Source organism: Solidesulfovibrio carbinoliphilus subsp. oakridgensis (assembly GCF_000177215.2).
GTDB lineage: Bacteria > Desulfobacterota > Desulfovibrionia > Desulfovibrionales > Desulfovibrionaceae > Solidesulfovibrio > Solidesulfovibrio carbinoliphilus.
In genome coordinates this window covers 1,804,700-1,827,790 of record NZ_CM001368.1, presented here as the reverse complement: position 1 = coordinate 1,827,790, position 23,091 = coordinate 1,804,700, and the positions used below count along the sequence as shown (strand labels likewise).

Here is a 23,091-nt window from a genome sequence, read left to right as displayed (position 1 = left end):
CATGGACAGGATTCCCGTACTCAAGATGGGGGCGTTCCTCCTGGTGACCATCCAGGTGGACATGCAGGACAGGCAGGCCATGACCCTGCAGGACGACCTGACGCACATGGTCAATGCCCACCAGTCGCGGGGTGTGCTGATCGACATTTCCGCCCTCGACATGGTCGATTCCTTCATGGGCCGGATGCTCGCCACCATCGCCTCGATCACGAGCATCATGGACGCCCAGACCGTGGTGGTGGGGATGCAGCCGGCCGTGGCCATCACCCTGGTGGAGTTGGGACTGTCCCTGCCGGGGGTGCTGACCGCGCTCAATGTGGAGAAAGGCATGGAGCTTCTCCGCTCACGTCTCGTCCCGTCTCACGATGACAGCGGAGACGACGATGCGGACGATTGAGAGCGAGTCCTTTCCGGTCGTCGACGAGGCCGGCATCGTGGGCGCCCGGCAGCGGGCCAGGGGCCATGCCACCAAGGTGGGCCTCGGTCTCGTCAGCCAGACCAAGCTCGTCACCGTGGTCAGCGAACTGGCGCGCAACATGGTGGATTACGGCGGCGGCGGCCTGGTGACCATCGAGCAGCTCGACAACCACGGCCGGGCCGGGGTCAGGGTCCGCTTCGAGGACCAGGGGCCCGGCATCGAGGACCTGGAGCTGGCCATGCAGGACGGCTATACCACCGGCAAGGGCCTCGGCCAGGGGCTGCCGGGTTCCAAGCGCCTGGTCAACGAATTCACGATCGAGTCGCAGCCCGGGCAGGGAACGCGGATCATGGTGATCCAATGGACGTAGGTGCCGAGCTGCTCGCGGGCCTGCTCCCACACCGTGTCCACCGGATCACGGAAACCAGCCAGACCGGCAGCCTGCGCCGGGAGGTGGCGGAACTGACGCGGGCCCTCGGCGTCAGCGACGAGACGGCCGGCCGGGCCGCCCTCGTGGCCACCGAATGCGGCACCAATCTGGTCAAGCACACCGACCAGGGCGGCGAAGTCCTCTTCCGGCAGATCTCCCTCGACGGCCTGGCCGGGATCGAGTTCCTCTGCATCGACCGGGGCCCGGGCATGGCCCAGCCGGCCAGGATGCTCGAGGACGGGGTGTCCACCGCCGGCAGTCCGGGCACCGGACTTGGGGCCATCCGCCGCCTTTCCGAGGAATTCGCCCTCTACTCCGCCCCCGGCGTCGGCACGGCCGTCTTGTCGCGGATCTACAACCGGCAGTCCTTCGAGCGGATGCGGCCTCCCGCCTTCGAGTGGGGGGGCGTTGGCCTGTCCAAGCCCGGGGAGGACGTCTGCGGCGACGGCTGGGGCATGATTTTCGCCAAGGACCGGATTCTGGTCCTGGTCGCAGACGGCCTCGGCCACGGTCCCGGCGCCTCGGCCGCGGCCCACGAGGCGGTCCGGGCTTTTCTCGAACGGACCGACCTCGGGCCCGAAGCCCTTGTGCACAAACTCCACGCGCGGCTGCGGCCCACCCGGGGGGCGGCCCTGGCCATCGCCGAGATCCGGCCCCAGGCCAGGGTGCTCACCTATGTGGGCGTGGGCAATATCTTCGGCAGAATCCTGCGGCCCGCGGAAAAGACCCTCAATCTCGTTTCCATGAACGGAACCCTGGGCTACGGGCTCGTCAAGGTCCAATCCTTCCAGTACCCGTGGGAGGGAAATCCGACCCTGGTCATGAATTCCGACGGCCTGCTCTCGAACTGGGACCTCGGCGCCTATCCCGGCCTCGAAGGCCGGCACCCGGCCCTGGTCGCGGCCATGGCCTACCGGGACAACAACCGGGGCACCGACGACCTGACCATTGTCGGATTGCGTCCGGCCAAGAGGTGAAGCCTCCGTGAACAAGCCGTTTTTCCAGATCCTGGTGCGCCAGGAGGGGGACATCATCCTGGCCCGGCAACGGACCCGGCGGGTCGCCGCCCTGGCCGGGCTGTCCCTCCACGACCAGACCCGGCTGACCACAGCCGTTTCCGAGGTCGTGCGCAACGCGTTCCAATACGCCGGCCCCTGTTCGATCCGGTTCAGTATTCTCGAAGAGGACGGCCGCCCCCTGCTCGGGGTGACCGTCACGGACAAGGGACCGGGCCTGGCCGACGTCGAGGCGGCCATGGAAAAAAGTTCGCCCGCCCTGGGCGGCGCCAGCGGCATCGCCGGGGCCAGGCGGCTGGTGGACCATTTCCTGGTCGAAAGCGTCCCGGGCCGGGGCACGTCGGTCACCCTGGCCAAGCTCCTGCCGGCCGGCGTGGACCAGGAACAGGCCGCGGCCTGGGGGGAACTGCTGGCCCGGGAGATCACGCACTCGCCCCTGGAGGAGGTCGAGCGCCAGAACCGCGACCTCTTGCGGACCCTCGAGGCGCTGCGGCAAAAGGAGATGGAACTGGCCCGGCAGCTCGGCGAGGCCGACCGGCTCAACCGGGAGCTCGAGCAGACCAACGAGGAGCTCGACCGGACCAACAAGGGCGTGATCTCCCTGTACAAGGAAATCGAGGACAAAAACGTCGACCTGCTCCACGAGGTCAAGGAGCGGCAGGCGGCCGAGGAGAAGCTGGCCCGGTCCAACAAGGAGCTCGAGCACTTCGCCTACATCGCCTCCCACGACCTGCAGGAGCCGCTGCGGATGATCGGCAGCTTTCTGCAGCTCCTTTCCCTGGAGTACGAGGACAAGCTCGACGCGGACGGCAGGGAATACATCCATTTCGCCGTGGACGGCGCCAGCCGGATGCAGGAGCTCATTGGCGATCTTCTCACCTATTCGCGCGTGGACATGAAAGGCAAGCCGTTTTTGCCGACGGACATGGAAGCGGTCCTTGACGCCGTGCTCCGCGACCTTCGCCATGTGATAGAGGAGAACGGCGCCGTCGTGACCCGCGATCCCCTGCCGACGCTTCGGGCCGACGCCTCGCAGATGCTGCAGCTTTTCCAGAATCTCGTCAAAAACGCGATCAAGTTTCGCGGGCAGGCGCCCCCGGCCGTCCATGTCGCGGCCGCGCCAGAGGCGCAGGGGTGGACCTTTTCGGTCAGGGACAACGGCATCGGCATCGAACCCCGGTACTGGGAAAAGATCTTCGTCATCTTCCAGCGGCTCCATACCCGGGACGAATACCCGGGCACGGGCATCGGCCTGGCCGTGTGCCAGCGGATCGTCGAGCGCCACGGCGGACGCATCTGGCTCGAATCCGAGGTCGGCGCGGGAACGACCTTCTATTTCACCCTGCCCCATGACCCGCCCCGCGAGTCCGGGGCCGAACCGGGCGAGGCGGCCGTCGCATGAAAGAGCGCACCATCCTGCTGGTCGAGGACAACCCGGGCGACGTGCTCCTGCTGGAGAAGGCCCTCGAGGACGCGGAGGGGGTCGTGGTGACGGTGGCCAGGACCGGGGACGAGGCCTTGGGGCGGCTGCGCCGCGAGGGGGCATTCGCCCAGGCCGTGCGGCCGGATCTGGTCATCCTCGACCTCAACCTGCCGCGCATTGACGGCCGGGAGGTTTTGCGCCAGATCAAGGAGGATAGGGAACTCCTGCGCATCCCCGTGGTCGTGCTCACCAGTTCCAAGGCCGACGACGACATCGACCGTTGCTACGAGGCCCATGCCAACTGCTACATCATCAAACCCTCCGGGTGGGAGGACTTTCGCCAGGTCGTTCAAGAGATCAAGCGCTTCTGGCTGCGGACGGTACGGCTGCCCCGCCAGCCCTGACCCGGTATCGCGGGGAAGGACGCGGCGGGGGGGACCACGCACCATGGGCGCAGCACCATCCGGATATCCCAGGTAGGCAGATGACAAAAGAAATTCCGATCCAGCTCCTGCTCATCGAGGACAATCCGGGCGACGTGCGCCTGTTGCGCCGGATGCTCGATTCCGCCTTGGACACAGGCTTCCAGTTGCACGCCGTTTCCCGGCTCTGCGACGGGTACGCCTTTCTCCAAGACCATGCCGTGGACGCGATCCTGCTCGATCTCGGCCTGCCGGACAGCACCGGCCTTGGCACGTTTTACGCCTTGCAGGCCCGGCACCACGACCTGCCGGTCATCGTGATGACCGGGCTCAACGACCAGGAGGTGGCGGTCCGGGTGTTGCGGGCCGGCGGCCAGGACTATCTGGTCAAGGGCCAGATCGACATCCATCTCCTGGCCCGGTCGATCCGCTACGCCATCGAACGCAAGCGCCTCGAGCAGGCCCTCTACCGGCGGGAGCAGGAATCGAAGGCGCTCGTGGAGCATGCCCCGGACATCATTGCCCGGTTCGACCGGGCGCACCGCCTGCTCTACGTCAATCCCGTGGTGGAGGCGGCCACGGGCGTGGCTCCGGCGGACCTCATCGGCAAGCCGCTCGCGTCCTTCGGGGTGGTCGAAGCGGACAGGCCCAAGGCCGAGGAGACGTTGCGGCATGTTTTCGCCACAGGCGAGGACCAGGTGCTGGAGGGCCGGATCGGCAACCGGGGCGGGGACCGGACCTACGAGATCCGTTTTGCCGCGGAAATGGGAGCGGACGGACGGGTGGAGACGGTCCTGGCCGTGGCCCGGGACATCGCCAAGCGCAAGGCCCTGGAGAACGAAGCGCGCCAGGCCAGGGAGGAGGCGGAGCAGGCCAACCGGGCCAAGAGCGAATTTCTGGCCAACATGTCCCATGAGATCCGGACCCCCATGAACGGCATCATGGGCATGATCCATCTGGCCCGGCTCAAGTCCGTCGATCCGGCCATCAGCGAATACCTGGATCTGGCGGACAAGTCGGCCCTGCATCTGCTCGGCATTGTCAACGACGTCCTTGACCTCTCCAAGCTGGAAGCCGGCAAGATCCGGCTTTTTCGCAAGCGTTTCTCCCTGCGCAAGGAAGTGGAGGCGGTTGTCGAGCCCTTCCGGGTGGCGGCCGGCAAGAAGGACCTCGGCCTGGCCCACACCGTGGCTCCGGACTTGCCGGACAGCATCGTGGGGGACGCCGGCCGGCTGCGCCAGGTGTTGACCAACCTGGTCGGCAATGCCCTCAAGTTCACCCCGTCCGGCCGGATCGACCTGCGGGTGGAGCGGGCCGGGGAGTCGGCCGCCGGCGGGCCGCAGCTTTTCCGGTTCACGGTCACGGACACGGGCATCGGCATTCCGGCCGTGCGGTTCGCGCACATCTTCGAGAGCTTCGAGCAGGCCCACACCTCGGCCCAGGCCCTGTTCGGCGGCACGGGGCTCGGGCTTACCATCTCCAGGCAATTGGTGGAGCTCATGGGCGGGGAAATAACCGTGGCCAGCACCGAGGGCGAGGGCAGCGTCTTCTCGTTCACCCTGCCCCTCGACGTGGCCCACGCCGTGGTCGAGGAGGACGAGGCCAAGGTCGGGCGAAAGGGCCGGTCGCTTCGCATCCTGGTGGCCGAGGACAATCTCGTCAACCGGGTCTTCATCCGGGAGCTCCTGGAAACCCATGGCCATGCCGCGTTCCTGGCCGGTACCGGCCGGGAAGCCCTGGCCATGCTGGCCAAGGACCGGTTCGACCTGGTGCTCATGGACATCCGCATGCCGGAGATGGGGGGCGACGAAGCCACCCGGGTCATCCGCAACGATCCGCCGCCGGGAGTCGATCCGGACACGCCGGTCGTGGCCCTGACGGCCTATGCCCTCAAAAGCGAGATCGACCGCTACATGCAAAGCGGATTCAACGCCTATCTGACCAAGCCCATCGAATGGGAGACGCTCGAAAAGGTTTTGGCCGAATTCTAAGCCGTCCGAAGGGCCGTCGCCCCGGGGCCTCGCGGGGCGTTGAGCAAAAAATATTCTTTGATAAGCAAGTATTTCCCTGTGTTGTTCTCGAAACGCGCCCGCACGGATTTCGAGGACGCGCCCCTAGGCTGATTCCAGGCCCTTTTCCGGACCGGTCCAGCCGGCCGTTTCGGGCACGGCCCGGCTGGCCGGCGCGCCAAGGCCCCGGCGCTGGCGGATAAGCGCCCCGGAGGAGACGACCAGGGCGAGGTAGAACCACAGGACCGGCCGGTTGTAGTCCAGGTCGACCAGCATGTGGACGGAGACGGCCACCACGCCGACGAAAAAGAGCAGGTGGGCCTGTTCGAGAAAATTGTCCTGGTAGCGCAGGAGCGGCAGGGCGGAAGCGAGGAACCGGCTCAGCATCCACAGGAAAAGGACCACCCCCGGCAGGCCGAAATCGAAAAAGATCGAGAAATAGAGGCTGTGGCCGTAGATGATGTTGAGGAGATACGAGGCCCCGCCGGGGCCGAGGCCGAGAAAACCCGTCTCCATGCTCGCCTCGGCGGCCCGGCGCCACCACTTGAACCGGACCTGGTTGGAGGAATAGAGGTCGAGCTTTTCGATGCGCGGCGTGACGGTGATGCCGGCCCCCTCGTTGAGGAGCGCGTCCTGGACCTTGAAGGTGACGACGCAGACGGTCGCGAGGACCGCCAGGCAGACAAAGGCCCGGCGGCGCAGCCGGACGTTTAAGAAGAAGTAGGCAAGCGCCATGGCCGCCGTGGCCACGATGGGGCCCCGGCACATGGTGGCGAAAAGGGCGGTGATGAAGACGACGATGGCCGCGCCGAGAAAGATCCGCACCCGAAGCCGCCGGTCGAAAAGGGCCAGGGCAAAGGCCGAGGCGGCGTAAAGCCCCATCATGAGCCCCGTTTCGTGGGGATAGGTCAGCGCCTTGCCCCGCCGCAAGACCCCCTGGTCGAGAAAGCCGGTGTTGGAAACGACATAGAGCCGGATGGAGTCGAACCAGGGATAGTCCACGAACACGGTCTTGGGCGCCTTGAAGAAGTAGAAGCCCACCACCAGGAAGGCCTCCAAGAGGCCGGTCACCACCAGACACCACAGGACCACCTTGAAGGCCTGCTCGCTCTCCGTTTCCCGCACCACCACGGCGTAGAGAAGGACGTTGGAGGCCAGAATGGCCAGCTGGGCCAGGGTGGTGTCGGTGTTGGCGCTCCAGGCGACGGTGATGCAGCCGTACAGAAAGAGCAGCACGGCCGGCACGAGCAGGCCGTCCGGGCGGGGCGGCCCCCCGCGCCGGCCCGCCTGGCGCAGGATGAATCCCGGCAGGACCATGGCCAGCAGCGGAATGAGGAAAGGCAGCCGGTCCACCCGCTGGACCAGATCCTTGGACGTGGCCAGGGTGATGACGTAGATGCCGGCATAGGCCGAGGCCAGGGGAAAAACCAGGATGATGGCGGCCAGGGCCGCCCGGCCGCTGAGGAGAAAAAGAAAGGACAGCAGCAGGCACACGGCCAAAAGCAGGCCGTCGAGGGAGGTCAGGCCCAGCCAGGCCCCGCCGCAGGCCAGACAGGCGAAAAAGGCGGCCGTGGCCAGGGCCCGGCCCCAGGCGAGGGAAGGGGGGGCCGGGGGCAGGTGACGGGAAAACAGCATCGCTTACGGCCGCACCGGCTCGACGTAGACCGGCGCGTCGCCGACCCGCACCGTGGCCACGCCGCCCGTAACCTTGGCCGTTGTCCGGTCAAAGGCCGGGCCCTTGTCCGCTTCCCGGCCCGTGGCCGGCCGGGGCACGGCCGGGGTGACCCGGACCCGGGAGGCCGGACCGACGGCAAGACGGGCCTCCCGGGCCTCGGCGCCGCCTTCCCGCCAGACGACCCAGAGCGGCGTGCCGCCGGCCCGGGCCGGAAATGCATAGACATGGAGGCCGTCCGCGCCGTCGGACACGGTTTTCACCGCTTTCCAGTCCGTGGCCAGGACCTTTTGCGACAGTTGCCGGTAGGCGTAATAGGCCAGCTTCTTCGAGGAGAGGCCCTTGTTCTTGGGATTGTGCACGAGCCCCGTGAAATTGTAATAGCTGCCCGGCTGGCCGGCGAAGTCGTGGTATTCCACGAGGGTTGTCCAGAACATCTTTTTGATGCCGAGCGCCAGGCCGGCGACGTAGCGCTTGACCAGCCCGGCGGCCTGCCCGGCCTCGGTCTGGGCGGCAAAGGTCCGGCGGCCGGAAGGCTGGCCGCTGTAGGTGGCCATCTCGGTCACCCAGACCGGTTTTTGGCACTGGTAGCGGGCCAGGAGCTCGCCGTAGGCGGCCATGGCCCGGCCAAGCCCCTGCCAGTCGGCCTCCTCGCCCTCGGCGTGGAAGGTGAAGACGTCGAAATACCGGCAGGCGCCGCCTTGAAGCAGGGTTTCGAGATAGCGGTAGCCGGGCTTGTCCGGCCCGGGGTGGGGTTCGTTCGACAGGGCGCCAAAGGTGACCACGGCCGTGGGGTCCACGGACTTGACCAGGGGATAGAGGCGCTGGAGATCGGCCAGGTAGAGGTCCGGCCGGTCGCCAAGGCGCAGGAAATCAGGCTCGTTGCCGATGCGCCAGACCCGGACGGCCTCCTTGTTGCGGGAGACGAGCGACCGGACCGTGTCGTCGGGTTCGGGGCCAAGGGCCACGTAGAGGCGCACGCCCCGGTCGCGAAGGGCCTTGCCGCCACGGGCCAGGGCCGGGCTTATGATTCGGGCCCAGCCGGCCCCGAGGTCGCGCATGGCTGCGGCCGCGCCCGAGGCCCCGCCCAGGGATTCGGACTCGATCAGCGGGCCGTAGAGGCCAAAGGGCGAGTCGTCGACGGCGGCATGGTCCGGCGGCAGGGGCGGCCCGGACAGGTCCAGGCCGCCCGGCCCGGGTCCCTGGCCGGGGCCTCGGCCCATGGCCGGCCCCGGGCCGTAGGGGCCGTTTGCGGAGGGGCCAAACCCCGGCGGGGCCTGGGCCATGGGGCCGGCCGGCTCTTGGGCCAGGGGCGGGGCTGCGGCCGGGTCCCAGCCGTCGGGCTGGGCAAAGGCCGGCTGGGCCGGAAGGCTGGCGAAAAAGGCCAGAAAAAAGGCAACGGCCGTCCCGAGCGACGCTATCTGGCGCATGACGCCTCCTCGGCTTTTTTCTGCGGGCCAGGATTTCCCACGCTTTTCCCCGTTACGCCCCCTCAAACCGGAAGGCAAGGCGGTCCGGCGGGCCAAACCGTCAGGCCAGGGTGCGGACCAGTCCGGCCACCCGGGCCCCGGCCAGCCGGAAGCGGGCCAGGAGCCGCTCCACGGCCGGACGCGAGGTGACGCCCGTGCGGGCCACGACCAGGGTGGCGTCGGCCAGGGCGGCCAGGGCCAGGGCGTCGTCGCCAAGGGCCAGGGCCGGGGCGTCGCAGACGACCACCTCGAAGTCGCGCCGCAGTGCGGCCATGACCGCGGCCAGCCGGTCCGAGGCGAAAAGCGGGCCCGGCGCGGCCGGCAGGTGGCCGGGCGGCACGACCGCAAGGCCCGTGCCGGGCAGGACCCGGACGACGTCGGCCAACCCCCGCTCGCCGTAAAGGACCGAGGTCAGCCCCGGGGCGTCCGGCAGGTCGAACAGGGCGGCCAGGGCGGGATTGCGGAAATCGGCGTCCACGGCCACGGTCTTTTTGCCGTCCCGGGCCGCGGCCAGGGCCAGGTTGGCGGCCGTGACCGTCCGTCCGGCCCCGGGTTCGGGGCTCACAAGCACCACGACCAGCCTGTCCGGCCGGCCAAGGACGTGGGCCAGGTCGTTTTTGAGCGACCGGTAGGCTTCGAAGCCGGCGTCGGCCGGCGAGTCCGGCACGAGGCGGTCCCGGCCGGGACGCAGCCGGGGGATGCGGCCGAGGCAGGGCAGGCCCAGGGCGGCCACGTCCCCGGGGCCGCGCAGGGTGTCGTCGTAGAGTTCCCGGACGTAGACGGCGAAAAGCGCCAGGCACAGGCCCACGAAGCCGGCGATGGCCAGGCTGGTGGCCTTTTTCGGGCGCTCGGGCCGGCTCCACTCGTCGATGCGGGCGTGCTGCAGGATGCGCACGTCCGAGAGCACGACGTTTTTGGCGGCGGTGAGCTTGTCCTTGGCGGTCAAGAGGGCGGTCAGGACGTTGCCCGCAGCGGTCTGGCGCAGCTGGAGCAGGCCGAAATCCGCCGATTTCTGGGGCAGTTTGGCCATGCTCGCCTGATGTTCGGCGATGTCGCCCTCGACCGCGGCCAGCTTGGCCCGGTCGGCGTCGTACTCCCGCTGCAGGGACTGCAGGTCCGAGGAGGTGTCCCCGTAGAGCCGCAGGGCCTGGGCATAGTTTTTGGCGAGGTCGTCGATCTGGCGCTTGAGTGCGATCATGTCCGGGTGGTTGGCCGTCAGGGTGGCCTCCTGGCCCTTCTGCTTGATCTGGAGCTGGGTCAGCTGGTCACGCAACATGTTGACGTAGGCGTTGTCCTTGAGGGTGGCTCCGGACACGGCCTCGGGCGTCTGGGACCTGAGCTGCTTTCTCATGGTGGCCATCTTGGCCGTCAAGCCGGCCATGGCCGCCAGGGTGTCCTGGCGGGTGGTCATGAGCGTATCGAGCTTGGTGATGGCCACCTCGATCTCTTTTTCCAGCTTGACGGAGTGTTTCTTGAGCTGGAAATCCCGGATTTCGCCCAGGATGGCCTGGTACTGCGCCAGCTGCGTGGTGATCCGCTCGTCGGTCTGCTTTTCGGCCGCCTCGAAAAGCCCGAGGCGCAGGTTGATCATCTCGACCCGGAGCATTTCGGCCATGGTGTCCGCGAACATGACGGCCTCGTCCGGGTCGGCCGAATAGACGGTCAACTCGAACATCTGGGTGTCGTCGGTGTTCTCGACCTTGAGGTAGGGCCGGGGGAAAAGGACGGCGAGCCCGTACCGGTACTTGACGAGATCCTTGGGCAGATAGGCCTTGCCGTCGGCGTCCCGCATCTGGAGCAGGTCCACGGCCCGCTGGACCAGAGGGGCCAGCTTGGCCATCTGCACGATGTTTTCCGGGGCCCAGTCGGTCTTCAGGTTGACGCCGGCCGCGTTCATGAGGCCCATGTCCGCGATCAGCGAGGAGATGACTTCCGAGGGGGTGACGAAGACCACGGATTTGACTTCGTACTGGCGGCTTACGAACTGGACCGCGGCCAGGGCCCCGAGAAGGACGGCGAAAAGGACGGCCAGAAACAGGCCCTTCCACCGCCACAAAATGGCAAGAGAGGTCTTGAAATCCATGGATCACCCGCCCGCGCCAAGCTTTTTAAGGGCTTGGACGGCGTTGTAGGAGACATAGGGGTCGGGATCGTCGCGGAAACGGCGGACGGTCTCGTAGGCGGAAAAATCTCCGATTTCGCCCAGGGCCCACAGCGCCGTGAGCTGGACCGGCTTGGCCGCAAGGGCCTTGCACAGCGGTTCGGTGGCCACGGCACTGCCGATGCGGCCGAGGGCCACGGCCGCCTGGGACGCCACGTCCCGGTCCGGGTCCTCGAGGACCGGCACCAGGACCGAGGCCGACTCGGTCCGGCCGATGGCCCCCAGGGCCTCGATGGCCGCCAGGCGGACCGCTTTGTCCGTGTCCTTGCCGACCAGCTGCTCGAGCCGGCTGACCGCGCCGCCGTATTTCTTGTAGGCGATGGTGCGCACGGCCTCGGTGGCCACCACCACGTTCTTGCCTTCGGCCTTGGAGAGAAGCGCGCGCTGCTTCCACCAGGAAACGCCCTTCCAGGCGACCAGCAGGCACAGGAAGACCACGCATCCGAGCACCATGGATCGTGTGAAGCCTGATCCTTGCACGTTTAGGGATCGCATCCGCCGCATTGCCGTTGCCTTCATATCCTCACGCTCGTTTCGGGCATCCGTTGGTATCGCCTTGGGTCAGGCCGTTTCGGCGCAAGCCGTCATCCGACAAAAAGGGGTCCGCCGCGCCCGGGCCTTCCGCCGCGGGGCGGGAGAGGGGCGGGAACGCCGCGTCCGGCCCGGCGTCCGGCCTCAAGGGGAAACACCCTGTACCCCAGGTTTCGCCGGTTGCAAAAGGGTTTCGGTCCCGGCTCCGGGGCCCGCCGCCGGCCCCTGGGCCAGTCCTTCCGGCGCCGGGGAAAGGTCCACGGCCATCCGGGCGGCCAGGGCCCGGGCCACGGCCTCCTGGCCGGCGTAGTTCCAGTGCTGCCAGTGGTAGTCCGCGCCACCGGCGGCGTAGAGGTCGCGAAAAAGGCTTTGCAGGCCGAGAAACCCGTAGCCGTCCCGGGCGGCCGCGCGCTGCAGGTCCTTTTCGAACCACAGGGGATCGAAGGAAGGGGCCAGGGCCGTCAGTTTCGCGGCCGCCTCGGGCGAGACGCCGTCGTAGTCCACCAGCACCAGAGTGAAGGGGATGCCCCGGTCCCGGCACAGGGCGGCGGCCTGGCGGAAAAGGGCCTTGGCCGTGGCGTAGTTGGCGAGAAAGGCCGGATCGGGCCGGTCGGTGGCCAGGGTCAGGTAGGGCGGCAGGCCGCCTTCGGGGTGGAACCGCCGCTGGTAGCCCCGGGTCAGGGCCGGGGAGAGGCGTTCGTAGAGGAGATTGGCCAGGGCGCTTTGGCGGCGAAGGGCGGTGACGGCCGCCTTGGCCTGGTAGCGTGAGCCCCTGGCAAAGGAGAAATCGAAGGCCACCGTCCCCTCCGGGCCAAGGGCGGCAAAGGGCTTGTTGCGCGACATGGCCGTGGTTGCGGCCATGTCCTCGATGTCGTTTGTCGGGAAGAAAAAGAGGTAGACCGCGTCGGGCTTGGCGGCCAGGACCTCGTCTTTGAGCAGCAGGAACTCCTGGACCGGCGAATAGCCCGAGACGCCGCAATTGAGGACCTCGACCGGCCGGGAGTGGGCGGCGTTCCACCGGGCCTCGGCCAGGCGGGGAAAGGTCCGGTCCTCCTCCACGGCCTCGGAGGCCACGAAACTGTCGCCGAGGACCGCCACCCGAAGCAGGCCCGGCTGCGGCTGCGGGGCGAAGTCCGGGCCGCGAAAGCCCCGGCTGTTGAAGGTCGAGCGGACCGGGTGGTCGTTTTCCTGGGCATAGGCGAGCGTCATGCCCGGGGCCCGGCGGTAGCCGAGGACCGGGTCCGCGACCACGGGCAGGGGCAGGAAAAAAAGGCGGGTTGCGGCTTCCAGGCCCAAAAGGACCAAAACCAGGGAGGCCGTGAGAAGGAGCAGGTTTTTCATCCGTGGCACGGGCAGTCCTTCCGGGCGGACCTGGGGCCGGGGGCCCGGGATGCGGCAAGCGGCCGGCCCGGGCCGCGCCGCCCGCCCGCGCCACCCCGGCGCGGACGGCCAGGGCCGGACGTTTTTCCGGTTTGCGGCACCCTACAAAACACCGGCCGTGAAAACAAGATTCGTGCCGTGGCCCCGGTCATGGCTTGCCCTCGGCCCGGGTGGCGGGCACGGCCTGTTCCAGGGGCGGCCGGGGGCCCCGTTTGCGGACCAGATCGGCCAGAAACCGCAGCTCCTCCCGGCCGAGGATGCCAAGCCGCCACAGGGCGGCCAGATAGAGGCCCCCGAGCGGCGCGTACCACAACGGGTGGAGGTGCGGGAGGAAGAGGCCCGGCAGGCCAAGCACCACCCCGGCGCACAGGACCGGCCCCAGGGCCGCCCGCAGGGTCCGGGCCGGGGCGAAGGCGGCCCGGGCGAACACGCCGTTGGCCAGGCAGATGCCAAGGCCCGAGGCGAGGTAGGCCAGGGAGGCGCCCACGGCCCCGAGGCGCGGGATGGCGGCCAGACCGACCGCCCCGCCAAGGGCCAGGGCCAGGACGTTGCCGTAGACCAGGGTGCGCTGCCTGCCCATGGAAATGAGCGCCGTCTCCAGGAGGCGGTTCAAAAAGAGCAGCGGCGGCATCCAGGCGATGACCATGAGGGCGGGGGCGCCGTCGCCGTAGAGCGGGCCGTAGAGCAGCGTCAGGACCGGCTCGGCCTTGGCGGCCAGGAAGAAGCCGACGGGCACGGTCAGGACCAGGATGTATTTGATGAAGGTGGCCACCAGCCGGCGAAAGGCGTCCGGGTCGCCGCCCGGTCCGGCCAGCCGGGCCATGGCCGGGGCGGCGGCGGTCATGAACGAGCGGATGGCGGTCATAAGCGAGGTGATAAGCCGCTGGCCGGCCTGAAAGAGGGCCAGCTGCACCATGGAGTGGGCCCAGTTGAGCACGAACACGGCCACGAAGGTGTAGCCGAGGGTGAGGAGCGTGGCCATGCCCACGGAGAAGCTCTCGCGGAACAGGGCCCGGATCCGGCCGATGTCCAGGGTGAGCGGCAGGCGCACGATGCGACGGTGGCAGTAGACCACGGCCAGGACCACGGCCACGGCGCTGGCCGCCACCTGGGCCCAGAAGAGCATGACGTGGGGCAGGCCGGCCAGGGCCACGGCCAGGCACAGGGCGACCTGCAGGATGCGGCCGGCGGCGATGGCCACGGTCTGGGCCAGGACCCGGTTTTCGGCCACGAAGATGGCGGCCAGGGACCCCTCGAAGGCCAGGATGGCCTGGGACCCGAGCCCGACCAGGAAGTCCGGCCGCCACTCCGGGGAGACAAATCCCAGGAGGGACACGCCGGCCAGGCTCGCGGCCATGACCAGGACCGCGCCGATGAGGTTCAGGGTCAGGCTGGCCATGAGCAGGGCCCCGGCCTGGTCCCGGTCCCGGGCCGCGTCGCGGATGAGCACGCTCCAGGTGCCCCAGGCGATGAGCGGACTGGCCATCAGGCCGTAGACCCGGATGAAGGCGAATTCGCCAAAGCCTTCCGGCCCGAGGTAGCGGGCGGCCACCATGGCCACGCCGAGGCTCGAAAGGGCGTCGATGCCGCTCGAGAGCAGCAGAAGGACGGTGTTGCGGGCCACGGCCCGGGTTTCGCGCGGGCCGTGCATCACATGTAGCCGAGGTTTTTGAGGCGCTCGGCGATCTCCTCGGCCTCCTCGTCGGAAAAGGCCTGCTCGCCGCCGGGACCGGGGGCCACGTCGGTCGGAACCGGCCCGTCCGCGGCCAGGCTGGCCGGCCTGAAGACTTCCGTGAGCATCCGGCCGTCCATGGCGTCGGGCGCGGCCAGGCCGAGGAGGCCAAGGATGGTCGGGGCCAGGTCGATGATCCGGGCCCCGGCCACGGCCGTGCCCGGCCGGACAGTGTTGCCGATGGCCCCGAAGATGCCGTAGCGGGAGTGCTCGCCGCTGGCCAGGGGCAGGAGCTTTTGGCGGTCCATGGGAAAGCAGAAGTCCGTGGACCCGGGCGGGGTGCGGCGCGGGTGGGGGGAATAGCCCTCTTTCCACTGGACGATCAGGTCCGGGGCCAGGTTGGCGTACTCGGCCGTGAAAAGCTCCTCGCGGCGGTGGACGGCCTCGGTCATGGGGGCCCCGGTCATGGGGTCGGTCTGGGCCAGGAGCTTCGCGCGCAGGTCCTCGCGCAGGGCGTGGTAGGCCTCGCCTGGTTCGACGATGCCCTCGGGTTCGCGGCCCTTCAAGTTGATCCAGACGCTGCTTAAGGCATCGAGTTCGTCGTCGCTGTAGGCCAGGGTGCCGGCCCAGTCGATGTTGCCGTAGCGCTCGTAGCTGTTCATGTGGCGGATCACGCCCTCGAAGCGAAAGCGCAGGGCCATGAAAAGGTGTTCCGGCAGCATCCGGCGCAGCCGGTGCTTCATGCCCCGCAGCAGTCCGTGGGTCCGGCCGGCCCGGCCGCCGGCAAAGGCGAGGAGCCCCTGGCCGTGGAGCCAGCTCTCCATGCTGATGCCCTTGTCCGCGATGGACCGGAAGCCGTGGTCCGAGACCACGAGGAGCGTGGCCCCGTCGTCGACAAGCGGCAGCATCCGGCCGACGAAGTCGTCGGCCAGGCGGAAGACGTCGATGCATTTGTCCCGGATGCGGTCGAATCCCGGCGCGCCCCGGCCCGGGCTTTTCGGGTCCAGGTACCACATGAACCGGTGCATGAGCCGGTCGGTGGCTGTCGTGACCGCGACCAGCACGTCCACGTCCCGGGTCCGGGCCAGATAGTCGAAGTGGGCGAAACGCTTTTTTTCGATGGCCGCGATGGTGTCGATGAATTCCTCGCGCTCCTTGTCGGTGCGAAGGACCACCCGGGTGGCGATGTCCGGCTCAACCACGTAGGGGCCGACGGCCTGCTCCAGTTCCTGAAAGAGGGACTGGGGGCGCATGCACTTGGGCCCGGCGCTCGGCGGCGCATCCATGCCCGAGATCATATAGCCCTCGATGTCGTCGGGCGGGTAGGTCAGCGGCACGTTGGCCACGCCGCAGGTCAGCCCCTTGGCCGAGGCCAGGCTCCAGAACGGCGGAGCCTTGCGGTAGGAGGCGTTGTGAAAGACCCGGCCCTCCCGGCTGTGGCCCAGGCGGAAAAAGCCGAAGATGCCGTGCTTGTCGGGCCTGACCCCCGTGGCGAACGACGTCCAGGACGGGGCGCTGTTGATGGGGATGGTGGCCTCGAGGGGGCCCTTGGCGCCCTCGGTGAAGACGCGGCAGAGGTTCGGCAAAAGCCCCTGGTCCATCCAGGGGTCGAGCAGATCGAAAGAGGCACCGTCGATGCCGATGACGATTACGCGGGGGGGCATGGTCCTTCTCTCCGGGTCGCAGGGTTTATAATGGTCGCATCGAGCCAGTCCACGTTTCGCATCGCATCACATCGGGCCACGGAAAACACGGGAGGCACGGGGAGGGACGGCGGTCCGGCCGGGGGAGCCATCCGTCGTGTCGCCGGCAAGCGGCGGGCGGATACGCCGGCAGCGGCGCACGGCGCAGGCCGGGAAGCGGTGCTCCGGCCGCAGGCTTGCGCAGCGCGGCGGGCGGGTCACGGTTCCTGGCCGAAAATCGGGGTTTTGACGATGCCGAGCCGGATGTCGCGGTCCATGTTCAAAAGCGTGGTCACGAAGTGGTCGGGCCGGGCGGCCACGCGCTTTTCGAACAGGGTCGCGAAGGCCTGGGTGGCGGCCCGGGCGTCGAGGCCGCCGGCGGCGTCCCGGGGCAGGGGCAGGGCCGGACCGATGACCACCCGGGACCGGCCGCCCGTTTCCCGGTAGGAGAAAAGGGGCAGGACCGGGGCCTGGACCCGGTCGGCCAGCCGGAAGGGGCCGGAGGAGAAGTGGGCCTTGCGTCCGAGAAAGTCCACCGGCTCGAAATCCTTGCTCTCCCGGCCGTCAAAGGCCACGACCACGATGGAATTCTGCTTGAGGAGCCGGAAGATCGTCTTCAAGTGCCCGCCCAGTTCCTGGAAGGACAGGGGCAGGGCGTCGAGCCGGCGGTTTCGGGCCGCGGCCACCCGGGCCTGGATCGGGGTCAGCCGGTCGGCGCGCCTCGGCCCGGTCAGCTGGGTGACGGGAAAGCCGAGCACGCCAAGGGCCATGGGGCCGAGGAGAAAGGGGCCGAAGTGGGCGGTCACGGCCACCACGCCGCGCCCGAGGGCCAGGGCGGCGCGCAGGTGGTCCAGGCCCTCGAAGGTGACGAGGTCGGCCACGTAGGCCGCGTTGAGCCGCTGGCAGCAGAGGATTTCGAGCTGGCGCTTGGAAAAAAGGCGAAGCCCCTGGCGGGCCACGTCCCGGGCCCGCCGGTCGGCCTGCGGTCCCTGGCCGGGCGCCAGGAGCCGGGCGAAGCGGACGAGCGCCTCGCGCTCCCCGGTCTTCAGGCGGAAAAGCGCCTCCCCGCAGACGTCGCCGATGGCGTCGAGCGCCGGCACGGGCAGGCGGCACAAGAGTCCGCGCAGGGGGAACGAGAGGGTCCAGAGGCCAAGGTCGAGCAGGGCGGCTCTAAGCAAGGGGCGTCTCCGGCCGGACCGGCGCCGGCGAACGGCCGGCCCGGTCGTCCGCCCGGACCCGGCCCGGGGCCGGTCCGGCGCGATCAGACACTTTTCCCCCGCCGGAAAAGGAGGACGTGCAAGCGCCTGACCAGGTCCTTGAGCGGCATGTACACGGCGTTGAAGGCGCGCAGATGCCTGTTGATGTAAAAGGTCTTGCGGAAATCGTCCAGGGTCTCCGGCAACATCTCGGTGTCCGGGCCGATGACGCCTTCCTCCCGGGCCACGGCCTCGATGCGGGTGCCGGGCTCGATGCGGATGTAGTTGGCCTTGATGAGCCGCAGCAGGCTGTACTGGCGGCCGAGCCGCAGCTTGGCCCACAGGCCGAAGCGGAGGATGGCGAAGAGGGTGCCGTAGGTGTAGGTCGGCCCGTTGACGAAGAAATTGGCCCCGAATTCGGCCGGCGGATGCCGCCGGATCACTTCCACCGCCCGCTCGATGTCGGCCACGCCCATGTTCTTGCCCATGGCGGCCAGCGCCGCGTCGCCGTAGGTGTCGGGCGAGCAGCCGAAGACGGAGAGGCCCATGGACAGGGCCAGTTCCACGAATTCGTCGGTGATGCCTTCCGGGCTCAGGTAGGCGTTCCACCGCATGCCCGGCACCTCCTCGCGCATCCGGCCCAGGATGGCCATGGCGTGGGGGGTGGGGACGTTGAAGACCGAGTCCGTGAAATGGATGTCCTTGAAGCCGCGTTTGGCCAGTTCCTTGATCTCCGCGACCACCCGGTCCGGGGACTTCAGGCGGTAGCGGCGGCCGTTTAAGATGTAGTAGCAGCAGTAGACGCAGCGGTAGGCGCAGCCGCGCTTGGTTTCGACGCCCATGGAATAGGGGATGCGCTTGTAGGGCTCGAGGTCGAAGATGTCCCAGGCCGGAAACGGCCAGTCGTCGCAAAAGGGATCGTGCCCGGATGCGCCGGAAAAGACCGGCACCCCGTCCCGGCGGTAGTAGATGCCGGGCACGGCGGCCGGGTCGTCGAGGTGGTCCAGGAGCTGTTCCAGGCGGATGTCGCCTTCGAGGTAGAGGCCGAGGTCGATTTCCGGCAGCCGGCGCATGATCTCTTCGGGGAAAAGCGAGTACCCGGACCCGCCGGCCACGAGGGTGGCTCCCGGCGCCTGGCGGCGGACGGTGCGGACGGTTTCGGCAAAAGGCGGAAAGAAGAGATAGGGGTCGAAATAGTTGGTGGAGTCGATGTTGCGCAGCGACAGGCCGACGATGTCCGGCTTGAATTCCGCCACCAGCCGGGCCAGCTCCCCCATGGGATCGGCCGCCACGTTGGGGTCGAAACCCTTGACATCGTGGGCGCCGACCAGCCGGGCGGCCACGGCGGCCAGGCCGATGGGAAAGGGATAAAAGCGTTGCTCACGGCCAAGCCAGGCTTGGACGAAAAGGATTTTCTTCCGCATTATTGGGCCGGTATGATGGCTTGGGCGCTGTTGGCGGTGGAGCTTCGGACCTGGGTCTGGACGGGCTGGAAGGCCGTGCCGTTTAAGACGTTGACCACGTCGGGCGCCATGACCAGGCCACGGGCGACATTGACCAGCGGATTGACCAGGGTGGTGATGTGCTGCATGAACGTTTCGACACTCGCGATGCCGGACCGGGGCACATAGACGATGTCGCCGCCGTGCAGCACCATGGCCGGCTGGCCCTTGGCGCGCAGGCCGAGGGGGGCGGCGATGCCCATGAGGACGTCCTTTTGGGGATCGCGCCGCAGGATGACGGCGAAATCGTTGCGGGCGGACTCGGAGTAGCCGCCGGCCGCAGCAATGGCCTCCTGGGGCGTGATGTAGCGTTGCAGGGAGACCGCGCCGGGCGTGCGCACCTCGCCGAGCACGAAGACGTTCAGGCTCTTGAACTCGGTCAGGCTGATGTCGACCCTGGGTTCGACGATGTATTTGGCGAGCCTGCCTTCGAGCTGGCCCCGCAGCTGGTCCACGGTCAGGCCGAAGGTCTTGACCTGGCCGACCAGGGGATAGTCGATGGCCCCGCTGGGGTCGATCTTGACCTTGCGTTGCAAGTCCGTGTTGGTCCACACCGAAATGGTCATCTCGTCGCCCACTCCGAGCACGTAAGGCCCGTCCATGGGGTGGAAGGTTTCCACCTGGGCGGCCGGCGTGAGGACGGCGGTATTGTGTTCCAGGACTTTGACGTCGGAACAGGCGGTCAGGAAAAGAGCCAGGAGAAGGGCGAGCAGGACAGTTGTCGGGGCTTTCATCCGTGGGGCCGTATTCTTTCCATCATTGCGCAGTATCCGAATCGTTCCGGTTTTCACTCGTTTCCGTAGTTGTCGCTGCTGGTTGTCGTGACAATGAAAGAGACGTTCGGGGCGCCGCAACGATGCCGCTACGCAAAATGGCATGGAAATGGCAAGCAACAAGCCGAGTCGAACGTAGTCGTTAGCCGTGGGTCGTTCGCCTGTCAAGGTCTTTTCCCCAGGCGCTTAAGTTCCCGGGCGGGACGGTTCCTGTCGGAACGGCCGGAGGCGGTGGCTGGTCCCTGGCGGCAACACCGCGTCGCCTTTCGCAAACCTGTTCCGGCCGCGCCGTGGCCGGCCAAGGACGCGGTTTCCGGAAAAATCGTGACAGCCGGGGCGGGGGCGCCGTCGTCCCTGCCGCTCCCGTGGACAGGCGGCCAGGCGCTTCGGACTCCCGGAGCCGAGGGATCGCCGTCCGGGCGCCGGGGCGGCAGGCGGGCCGATCCGCCCCGGCCCCCGGAACGGCCCGGTTTACTGGCCCTGGGTCGTGCCCGGGCCGCTATTGGGTTGGGTCGGCGTGGCCGGCGGAGTCGGCTGTTTTTGCGGCGTGGACTGTGAGGGTTGGGCCGGCTGGGCCGGCTGTGTGGGTTTTTCCTGGTTGTCCTTGCATCCGGCAACCAACGCCACCGCTACCAAGAGGGGAAGAATAAAGGCTTTCATTGCAATATAACCTCCTTTGGATGCTCTACCCTTATTCCTGTCGGCCTGCGGAGGCAAGCACCTTCTGCCAGTCGTGCACGCGCCCGGTCTTCCTTGCCGCTTGGCGGCCATCGGGCCACGACCTGGCGGTTTTGCAGGCAAAAGGCCTGGCTTCCTTAGAATACTTTCATTTTTTGCGGAACAGGCCCGGGCCCGGGCAAGGCGTTTTGGCCGGGCCCGGGCCGGGGACCGGCAGTGGTTTCCCGGCCCGGTTTGAGGTAGAACCCGCCAAACACGAAGGAGCACCCTATGATCAGGCATATCGTCATGTGGACCCTGAAGGAGGAGGCCGGCGGCCGGGACAAGGCCGCCAACGCGGCGGAGATGCAGGCGCGGCTCTTGGCCCTTCGCGGCAAGATCCCCCTGGCCGTGGAACTGGAAGTGGCCATCGGCGACGCGATCTTCGCGTCCGTGCCGCCGACGGACATCGTCCTGGCCACGACCTTTCGCACCAAGGAGGATTTGCAGGCCTACGCCGTGCACCCGCTGCACATGGAAGTGGTGGAATTCATTAAAAGCGTGGTGGCCGAGCGCCGCGTGGTGGATTTCGAAGTCTAGGCCGTCCGGCCGGCAGAGGCGGGAACCGTCCCCTGGGGCCGGTTCCCGCCCCCTCGCCGGGGTTTTCGCCCCGGCGTATCGGTTGCCGCTTTACACCGGCGGCCGGGCTTCCCTACAACGAGGATACGAAGACCGGCCCCGGGCGGCCGGGAGGGGGAAGCCATGGCCGCGAGCAACAGCGACATCGCCAGGATCTTCGACGAGGTCGCGGACCTGCTGGAAATCGAGGGCGCCAATCCGTTTCGCGTCCGGGCCTACCGCAACGCGGCCCAGACCGTGGCCTCCCTGGGGGAGGCCGTGGCCGGCATGGTGGCGGCCGGGCGCGACCTGACGGAGATCCCGGGCGTGGGCCAGGATTTGGCCGGCAAGATGGTTGCGATCGTCGAGACCGGGAAGCTGCCGCTTCTGGCGGAACTGGCCGGCCGCACGCCCCGGACCCTGGAAGGGTTGCTGGCGGTGCCGGGCCTTGGCCCCAAACGGGTGGCCGCCCTGCACAAGGCCCTTGGCATCACCGACCTGGAGGGGCTCCGGCAGGCGGCTGCGGCCGGCAAGCTCCAGACGCTCCCGGGTTTCGGGGCCAAGGCCGAGGCCAACATTCTGGCCGCCCTGGACCGCAAGTCCAAGTCCGGCGATACGGGCCGCTTCACCCTGGCCCAGGCCGAGCCCCAGGCCGAGGCCCTTTGCGCCCATCTGGCCCGGTCGGCCGGCGTGGAGCGGGTCGTGGTGGCCGGCAGCTACCGCCGTCGCCGGGAGACCGTGGGGGATCTCGACCTCCTGGTCACGGGCGCGGCCGATTCGCCGGTGCTTCAGGATTTTACCCGCTTTCCCGACGTGCGCCAGGTGACGGCCAAGGGGCCGACCCGGGCCGCCGTCATCCTGCGCACAGGGCTCCAGGTGGACGCGCGGCTCGTGCCCCGGGAGAGCTGCGGCGCGGCGCTCCACTACTTCACCGGCTCCAAGGCCCACAATCTGGCCGTGCGCAACCTCGGCATCGCCAAGGGGTTCAAGGTCAACGAATACGGGGTGTTTCGGGGCGAGGACCGGATCGCCGGCCGCACCGAGGAGGAGATCTACGCGTGCATGGGCCTTGGCTACGTCGAACCCGAGCTGCGCGAGAACCGGGGCGAGATCGAGGCGGCCCGGGCGGGAACCCTGCCGGCCCTGGTCCGGGTGGCGGACATCCGGGGGGACCTGCACGCCCACACCAACTACACCGACGGCCGGGACTCCCCCCGGGAAATGGGGCTGGCCGCCCGGGCGCGCGGCTACGAATACCTGGCCATAACCGACCACTCCAGGCGCCTGGCCGTGGCCCGGGGCCTGACCGAGGAAAGGCTCCTCGCCCAGCTCGACGACATCGACGCGGCCAATGACGGCCTGGACGGCGTGACGCTTTTAAAGGGCATCGAGTGCGACATCCTGGAGGACGGCTCCCTGGACCTGCCGGACGCGGTGCTCGCCCGCCTGGACATCCGCGTCTGCTCCATCCATTCCCACTTCGGGCTTTCCCGGGACAGGCAGACCGAACGCCTGCTGCGGGCCATGGACAATCCGCTGGTGAACATCCTGGCCCACCCCACCGGCCGGCTGATCGGCAAGCGGGAGCCCTACGACGTGGATCTGGACCGGGTCATGGAAGGAGCCCGGGAACGCGGCTGCTTTCTGGAAATAAACGCCCAGCCCGACCGGCTGGACCTGGACGACGTGCGGGCCAGGCGGGCCAAGGAGCTTGGGCTTCGCCTGGCCATCTCCACCGACGCCCACGCCGCCGGCCAGCTCGGCCTCCTCCGGTTCGGCGTGGACCAGGCCCGGCGCGGCTGGCTCGAGGCGTCCGACGTGGTCAACACCCTGGGGCTCGCCGCCCTGCGCCGGCTGCTGCGCCGGTAGCGGCTCCCCCCTCCCTCGGGCCGGGGAGCTGCCGGAGAGACACTTTCTTTCCTCTTCGTGGTTGTGTGTTTGGGCCTTCGGGTAGTATAGCGCCCCGGTAGGATTTTGGGGCGGGGGCCATGGCATTCCCAAGTGCCCGGCGTTCCTGTACTTTAGTGGAAAACGCGGCATTCTAGTCTTTTCTGGGGACG

At 68.3% G+C, this 23,091-nt stretch carries 18 protein-coding genes; 8 read left to right on the top strand and 10 right to left on the bottom strand.

Annotated elements, in window-relative coordinates:
- Position 1 precedes the first annotated feature (1 nt).
- The 6 genes from DFW101_RS07950 (at position 2) to DFW101_RS07925 (ending at position 5,700) form a co-directional block, all read left to right on the top strand.
- Entirely contained in the window at positions 2-397 is a 396-nt protein-coding gene (locus DFW101_RS07950) for an STAS domain-containing protein (protein WP_009180996.1), read from the top strand.
- The gene (locus DFW101_RS07945; protein WP_009180995.1) at positions 384-788 is read left to right on the top strand and encodes an anti-sigma regulatory factor; all 405 of its coding nucleotides are present in this window, start codon (positions 384-386) and stop codon (positions 786-788) included. The genes DFW101_RS07950 and DFW101_RS07945 overlap by 14 nt, the downstream gene beginning before the upstream one ends.
- Positions 779-1,825 carry an ATP-binding SpoIIE family protein phosphatase gene (locus DFW101_RS07940; protein WP_009180994.1) on the top strand — a complete coding sequence of 349 codons (1,047 nt, stop codon included), beginning with the start codon at positions 779-781 and terminating at the stop codon, positions 1,823-1,825. Before DFW101_RS07945 ends, DFW101_RS07940 begins: the two co-directional genes overlap by 10 nt.
- 7 nt (positions 1,826-1,832) lie before the next feature.
- Positions 1,833-3,266 carry a sensor histidine kinase gene (locus DFW101_RS07935; RefSeq protein WP_009180993.1) on the top strand — a complete coding sequence of 478 codons (1,434 nt, stop codon included), beginning with the start codon at positions 1,833-1,835 and terminating at the stop codon, positions 3,264-3,266.
- On the top strand, positions 3,263-3,691 hold the full coding sequence (locus DFW101_RS07930; RefSeq protein ID WP_009180992.1) for a response regulator: 429 nt from the start codon (positions 3,263-3,265) through the stop codon (positions 3,689-3,691). Before DFW101_RS07935 ends, DFW101_RS07930 begins: the two co-directional genes overlap by 4 nt.
- A gap of 80 nt (positions 3,692-3,771) precedes the next feature.
- A complete protein-coding gene (locus tag DFW101_RS07925) occupies positions 3,772-5,700 on the top strand; it encodes a response regulator (protein WP_009180991.1) in 1,929 nt (642 codons plus the stop codon).
- A gap of 123 nt (positions 5,701-5,823) precedes the next feature.
- Here DFW101_RS07925 and DFW101_RS07920 read toward each other — a convergent pair whose 3' ends face one another.
- From DFW101_RS07920 to DFW101_RS07875, 10 genes are all read right to left on the bottom strand, one after another.
- Positions 5,824-7,353 carry an O-antigen ligase family protein gene (locus tag DFW101_RS07920; protein ID WP_009180990.1) on the bottom strand — a complete coding sequence of 510 codons (1,530 nt, stop codon included), beginning with the start codon at positions 7,351-7,353 and terminating at the stop codon, positions 5,824-5,826.
- Between the two features lie 3 nt (positions 7,354-7,356).
- Entirely contained in the window at positions 7,357-8,820 is a 1,464-nt protein-coding gene (locus DFW101_RS07915; protein WP_009180989.1) for a glycoside hydrolase 5 family protein, read from the bottom strand.
- A gap of 100 nt (positions 8,821-8,920) precedes the next feature.
- A complete protein-coding gene (locus tag DFW101_RS07910) occupies positions 8,921-10,942 on the bottom strand; it encodes a GumC family protein (RefSeq protein WP_009180988.1) in 2,022 nt (673 codons plus the stop codon).
- 3 nt (positions 10,943-10,945) lie between these two features.
- A complete protein-coding gene (locus tag DFW101_RS07905) occupies positions 10,946-11,473 on the bottom strand; it encodes a HEAT repeat domain-containing protein (protein ID WP_009180987.1) in 528 nt (175 codons plus the stop codon).
- A 222-nt stretch (positions 11,474-11,695) separates the two neighbouring features.
- Positions 11,696-12,892 (bottom strand): SGNH/GDSL hydrolase family protein, encoded by a 1,197-nt coding sequence (locus DFW101_RS07900; protein ID WP_232286231.1) that lies wholly within the window; start codon positions 12,890-12,892, stop codon positions 11,696-11,698.
- Between the two features lie 187 nt (positions 12,893-13,079).
- Positions 13,080-14,582, bottom strand: coding sequence for an oligosaccharide flippase family protein (locus tag DFW101_RS07895; protein ID WP_009180985.1), 1,503 nt, complete (start codon positions 14,580-14,582; stop codon positions 13,080-13,082).
- Positions 14,582-16,267, bottom strand: a complete 1,686-nt coding sequence (locus tag DFW101_RS07890) for an alkaline phosphatase family protein (protein WP_009180984.1) — start codon at positions 16,265-16,267, stop codon at positions 14,582-14,584. Before DFW101_RS07890 ends, DFW101_RS07895 begins: the two co-directional genes overlap by 1 nt.
- A gap of 236 nt (positions 16,268-16,503) precedes the next feature.
- Positions 16,504-17,463, bottom strand: a complete 960-nt coding sequence (locus tag DFW101_RS07885; RefSeq protein WP_009180983.1) for a lysophospholipid acyltransferase family protein — start codon at positions 17,461-17,463, stop codon at positions 16,504-16,506.
- An 83-nt stretch (positions 17,464-17,546) separates the two neighbouring features.
- The gene (locus DFW101_RS07880; RefSeq protein WP_009180982.1) at positions 17,547-18,905 is read right to left on the bottom strand and encodes a B12-binding domain-containing radical SAM protein; all 1,359 of its coding nucleotides are present in this window, start codon (positions 18,903-18,905) and stop codon (positions 17,547-17,549) included.
- Positions 18,905-19,717, bottom strand: coding sequence for a polysaccharide biosynthesis/export family protein (locus DFW101_RS07875; RefSeq protein ID WP_009180981.1), 813 nt, complete (start codon positions 19,715-19,717; stop codon positions 18,905-18,907). Before DFW101_RS07875 ends, DFW101_RS07880 begins: the two co-directional genes overlap by 1 nt.
- A gap of 987 nt (positions 19,718-20,704) precedes the next feature.
- Here DFW101_RS07875 and DFW101_RS07865 point away from each other — a divergent pair.
- Positions 20,705-21,013, top strand: coding sequence for a Dabb family protein (locus tag DFW101_RS07865; RefSeq protein WP_009180979.1), 309 nt, complete (start codon positions 20,705-20,707; stop codon positions 21,011-21,013).
- A gap of 162 nt (positions 21,014-21,175) precedes the next feature.
- On the top strand, positions 21,176-22,900 hold the full coding sequence (gene polX / locus DFW101_RS07860) for a DNA polymerase/3'-5' exonuclease PolX (RefSeq protein ID WP_009180978.1): 1,725 nt from the start codon (positions 21,176-21,178) through the stop codon (positions 22,898-22,900).
- Positions 22,901-23,091: the final 191 nt, after the last annotated feature.

Excerpts from the sequence above, each read along its gene's own strand:
- DFW101_RS07950 (WP_009180996.1), top strand. The coding sequence starts at position 2 with ATGGACAGGATTCCCGTACTCAAGATGGGGGCGTTCCTCCTGGTGACC.
- DFW101_RS07945 (WP_009180995.1), top strand. The coding sequence starts at position 384 with ATGCGGACGATTGAGAGCGAGTCCTTTCCGGTCGTCGACGAGGCCGGC.
- DFW101_RS07940 (WP_009180994.1), top strand. The coding sequence starts at position 779 with ATGGACGTAGGTGCCGAGCTGCTCGCGGGCCTGCTCCCACACCGTGTC.
- DFW101_RS07930 (WP_009180992.1), top strand. The coding sequence starts at position 3,263 with ATGAAAGAGCGCACCATCCTGCTGGTCGAGGACAACCCGGGCGACGTG.
- DFW101_RS07925 (WP_009180991.1), top strand. The coding sequence starts at position 3,772 with ATGACAAAAGAAATTCCGATCCAGCTCCTGCTCATCGAGGACAATCCG.
- DFW101_RS07920 (WP_009180990.1), bottom strand. The coding sequence starts at position 7,353 with ATGCTGTTTTCCCGTCACCTGCCCCCGGCCCCCCCTTCCCTCGCCTGG.
- DFW101_RS07915 (WP_009180989.1), bottom strand. The coding sequence starts at position 8,820 with ATGCGCCAGATAGCGTCGCTCGGGACGGCCGTTGCCTTTTTTCTGGCC.
- DFW101_RS07910 (WP_009180988.1), bottom strand. The coding sequence starts at position 10,942 with ATGGATTTCAAGACCTCTCTTGCCATTTTGTGGCGGTGGAAGGGCCTG.
- DFW101_RS07905 (WP_009180987.1), bottom strand. The coding sequence starts at position 11,473 with ATGGTGCTCGGATGCGTGGTCTTCCTGTGCCTGCTGGTCGCCTGGAAG.
- DFW101_RS07900 (WP_232286231.1), bottom strand. The coding sequence starts at position 12,892 with ATGAAAAACCTGCTCCTTCTCACGGCCTCCCTGGTTTTGGTCCTTTTG.
- DFW101_RS07895 (WP_009180985.1), bottom strand. The coding sequence starts at position 14,582 with ATGCACGGCCCGCGCGAAACCCGGGCCGTGGCCCGCAACACCGTCCTT.
- DFW101_RS07890 (WP_009180984.1), bottom strand. The coding sequence starts at position 16,267 with ATGCCCCCCCGCGTAATCGTCATCGGCATCGACGGTGCCTCTTTCGAT.
- DFW101_RS07880 (WP_009180982.1), bottom strand. The coding sequence starts at position 18,905 with ATGCGGAAGAAAATCCTTTTCGTCCAAGCCTGGCTTGGCCGTGAGCAA.
- DFW101_RS07875 (WP_009180981.1), bottom strand. The coding sequence starts at position 19,717 with ATGAAAGCCCCGACAACTGTCCTGCTCGCCCTTCTCCTGGCTCTTTTC.
- DFW101_RS07865 (WP_009180979.1), top strand. The coding sequence starts at position 20,705 with ATGATCAGGCATATCGTCATGTGGACCCTGAAGGAGGAGGCCGGCGGC.
- polX (WP_009180978.1), top strand. The coding sequence starts at position 21,176 with ATGGCCGCGAGCAACAGCGACATCGCCAGGATCTTCGACGAGGTCGCG.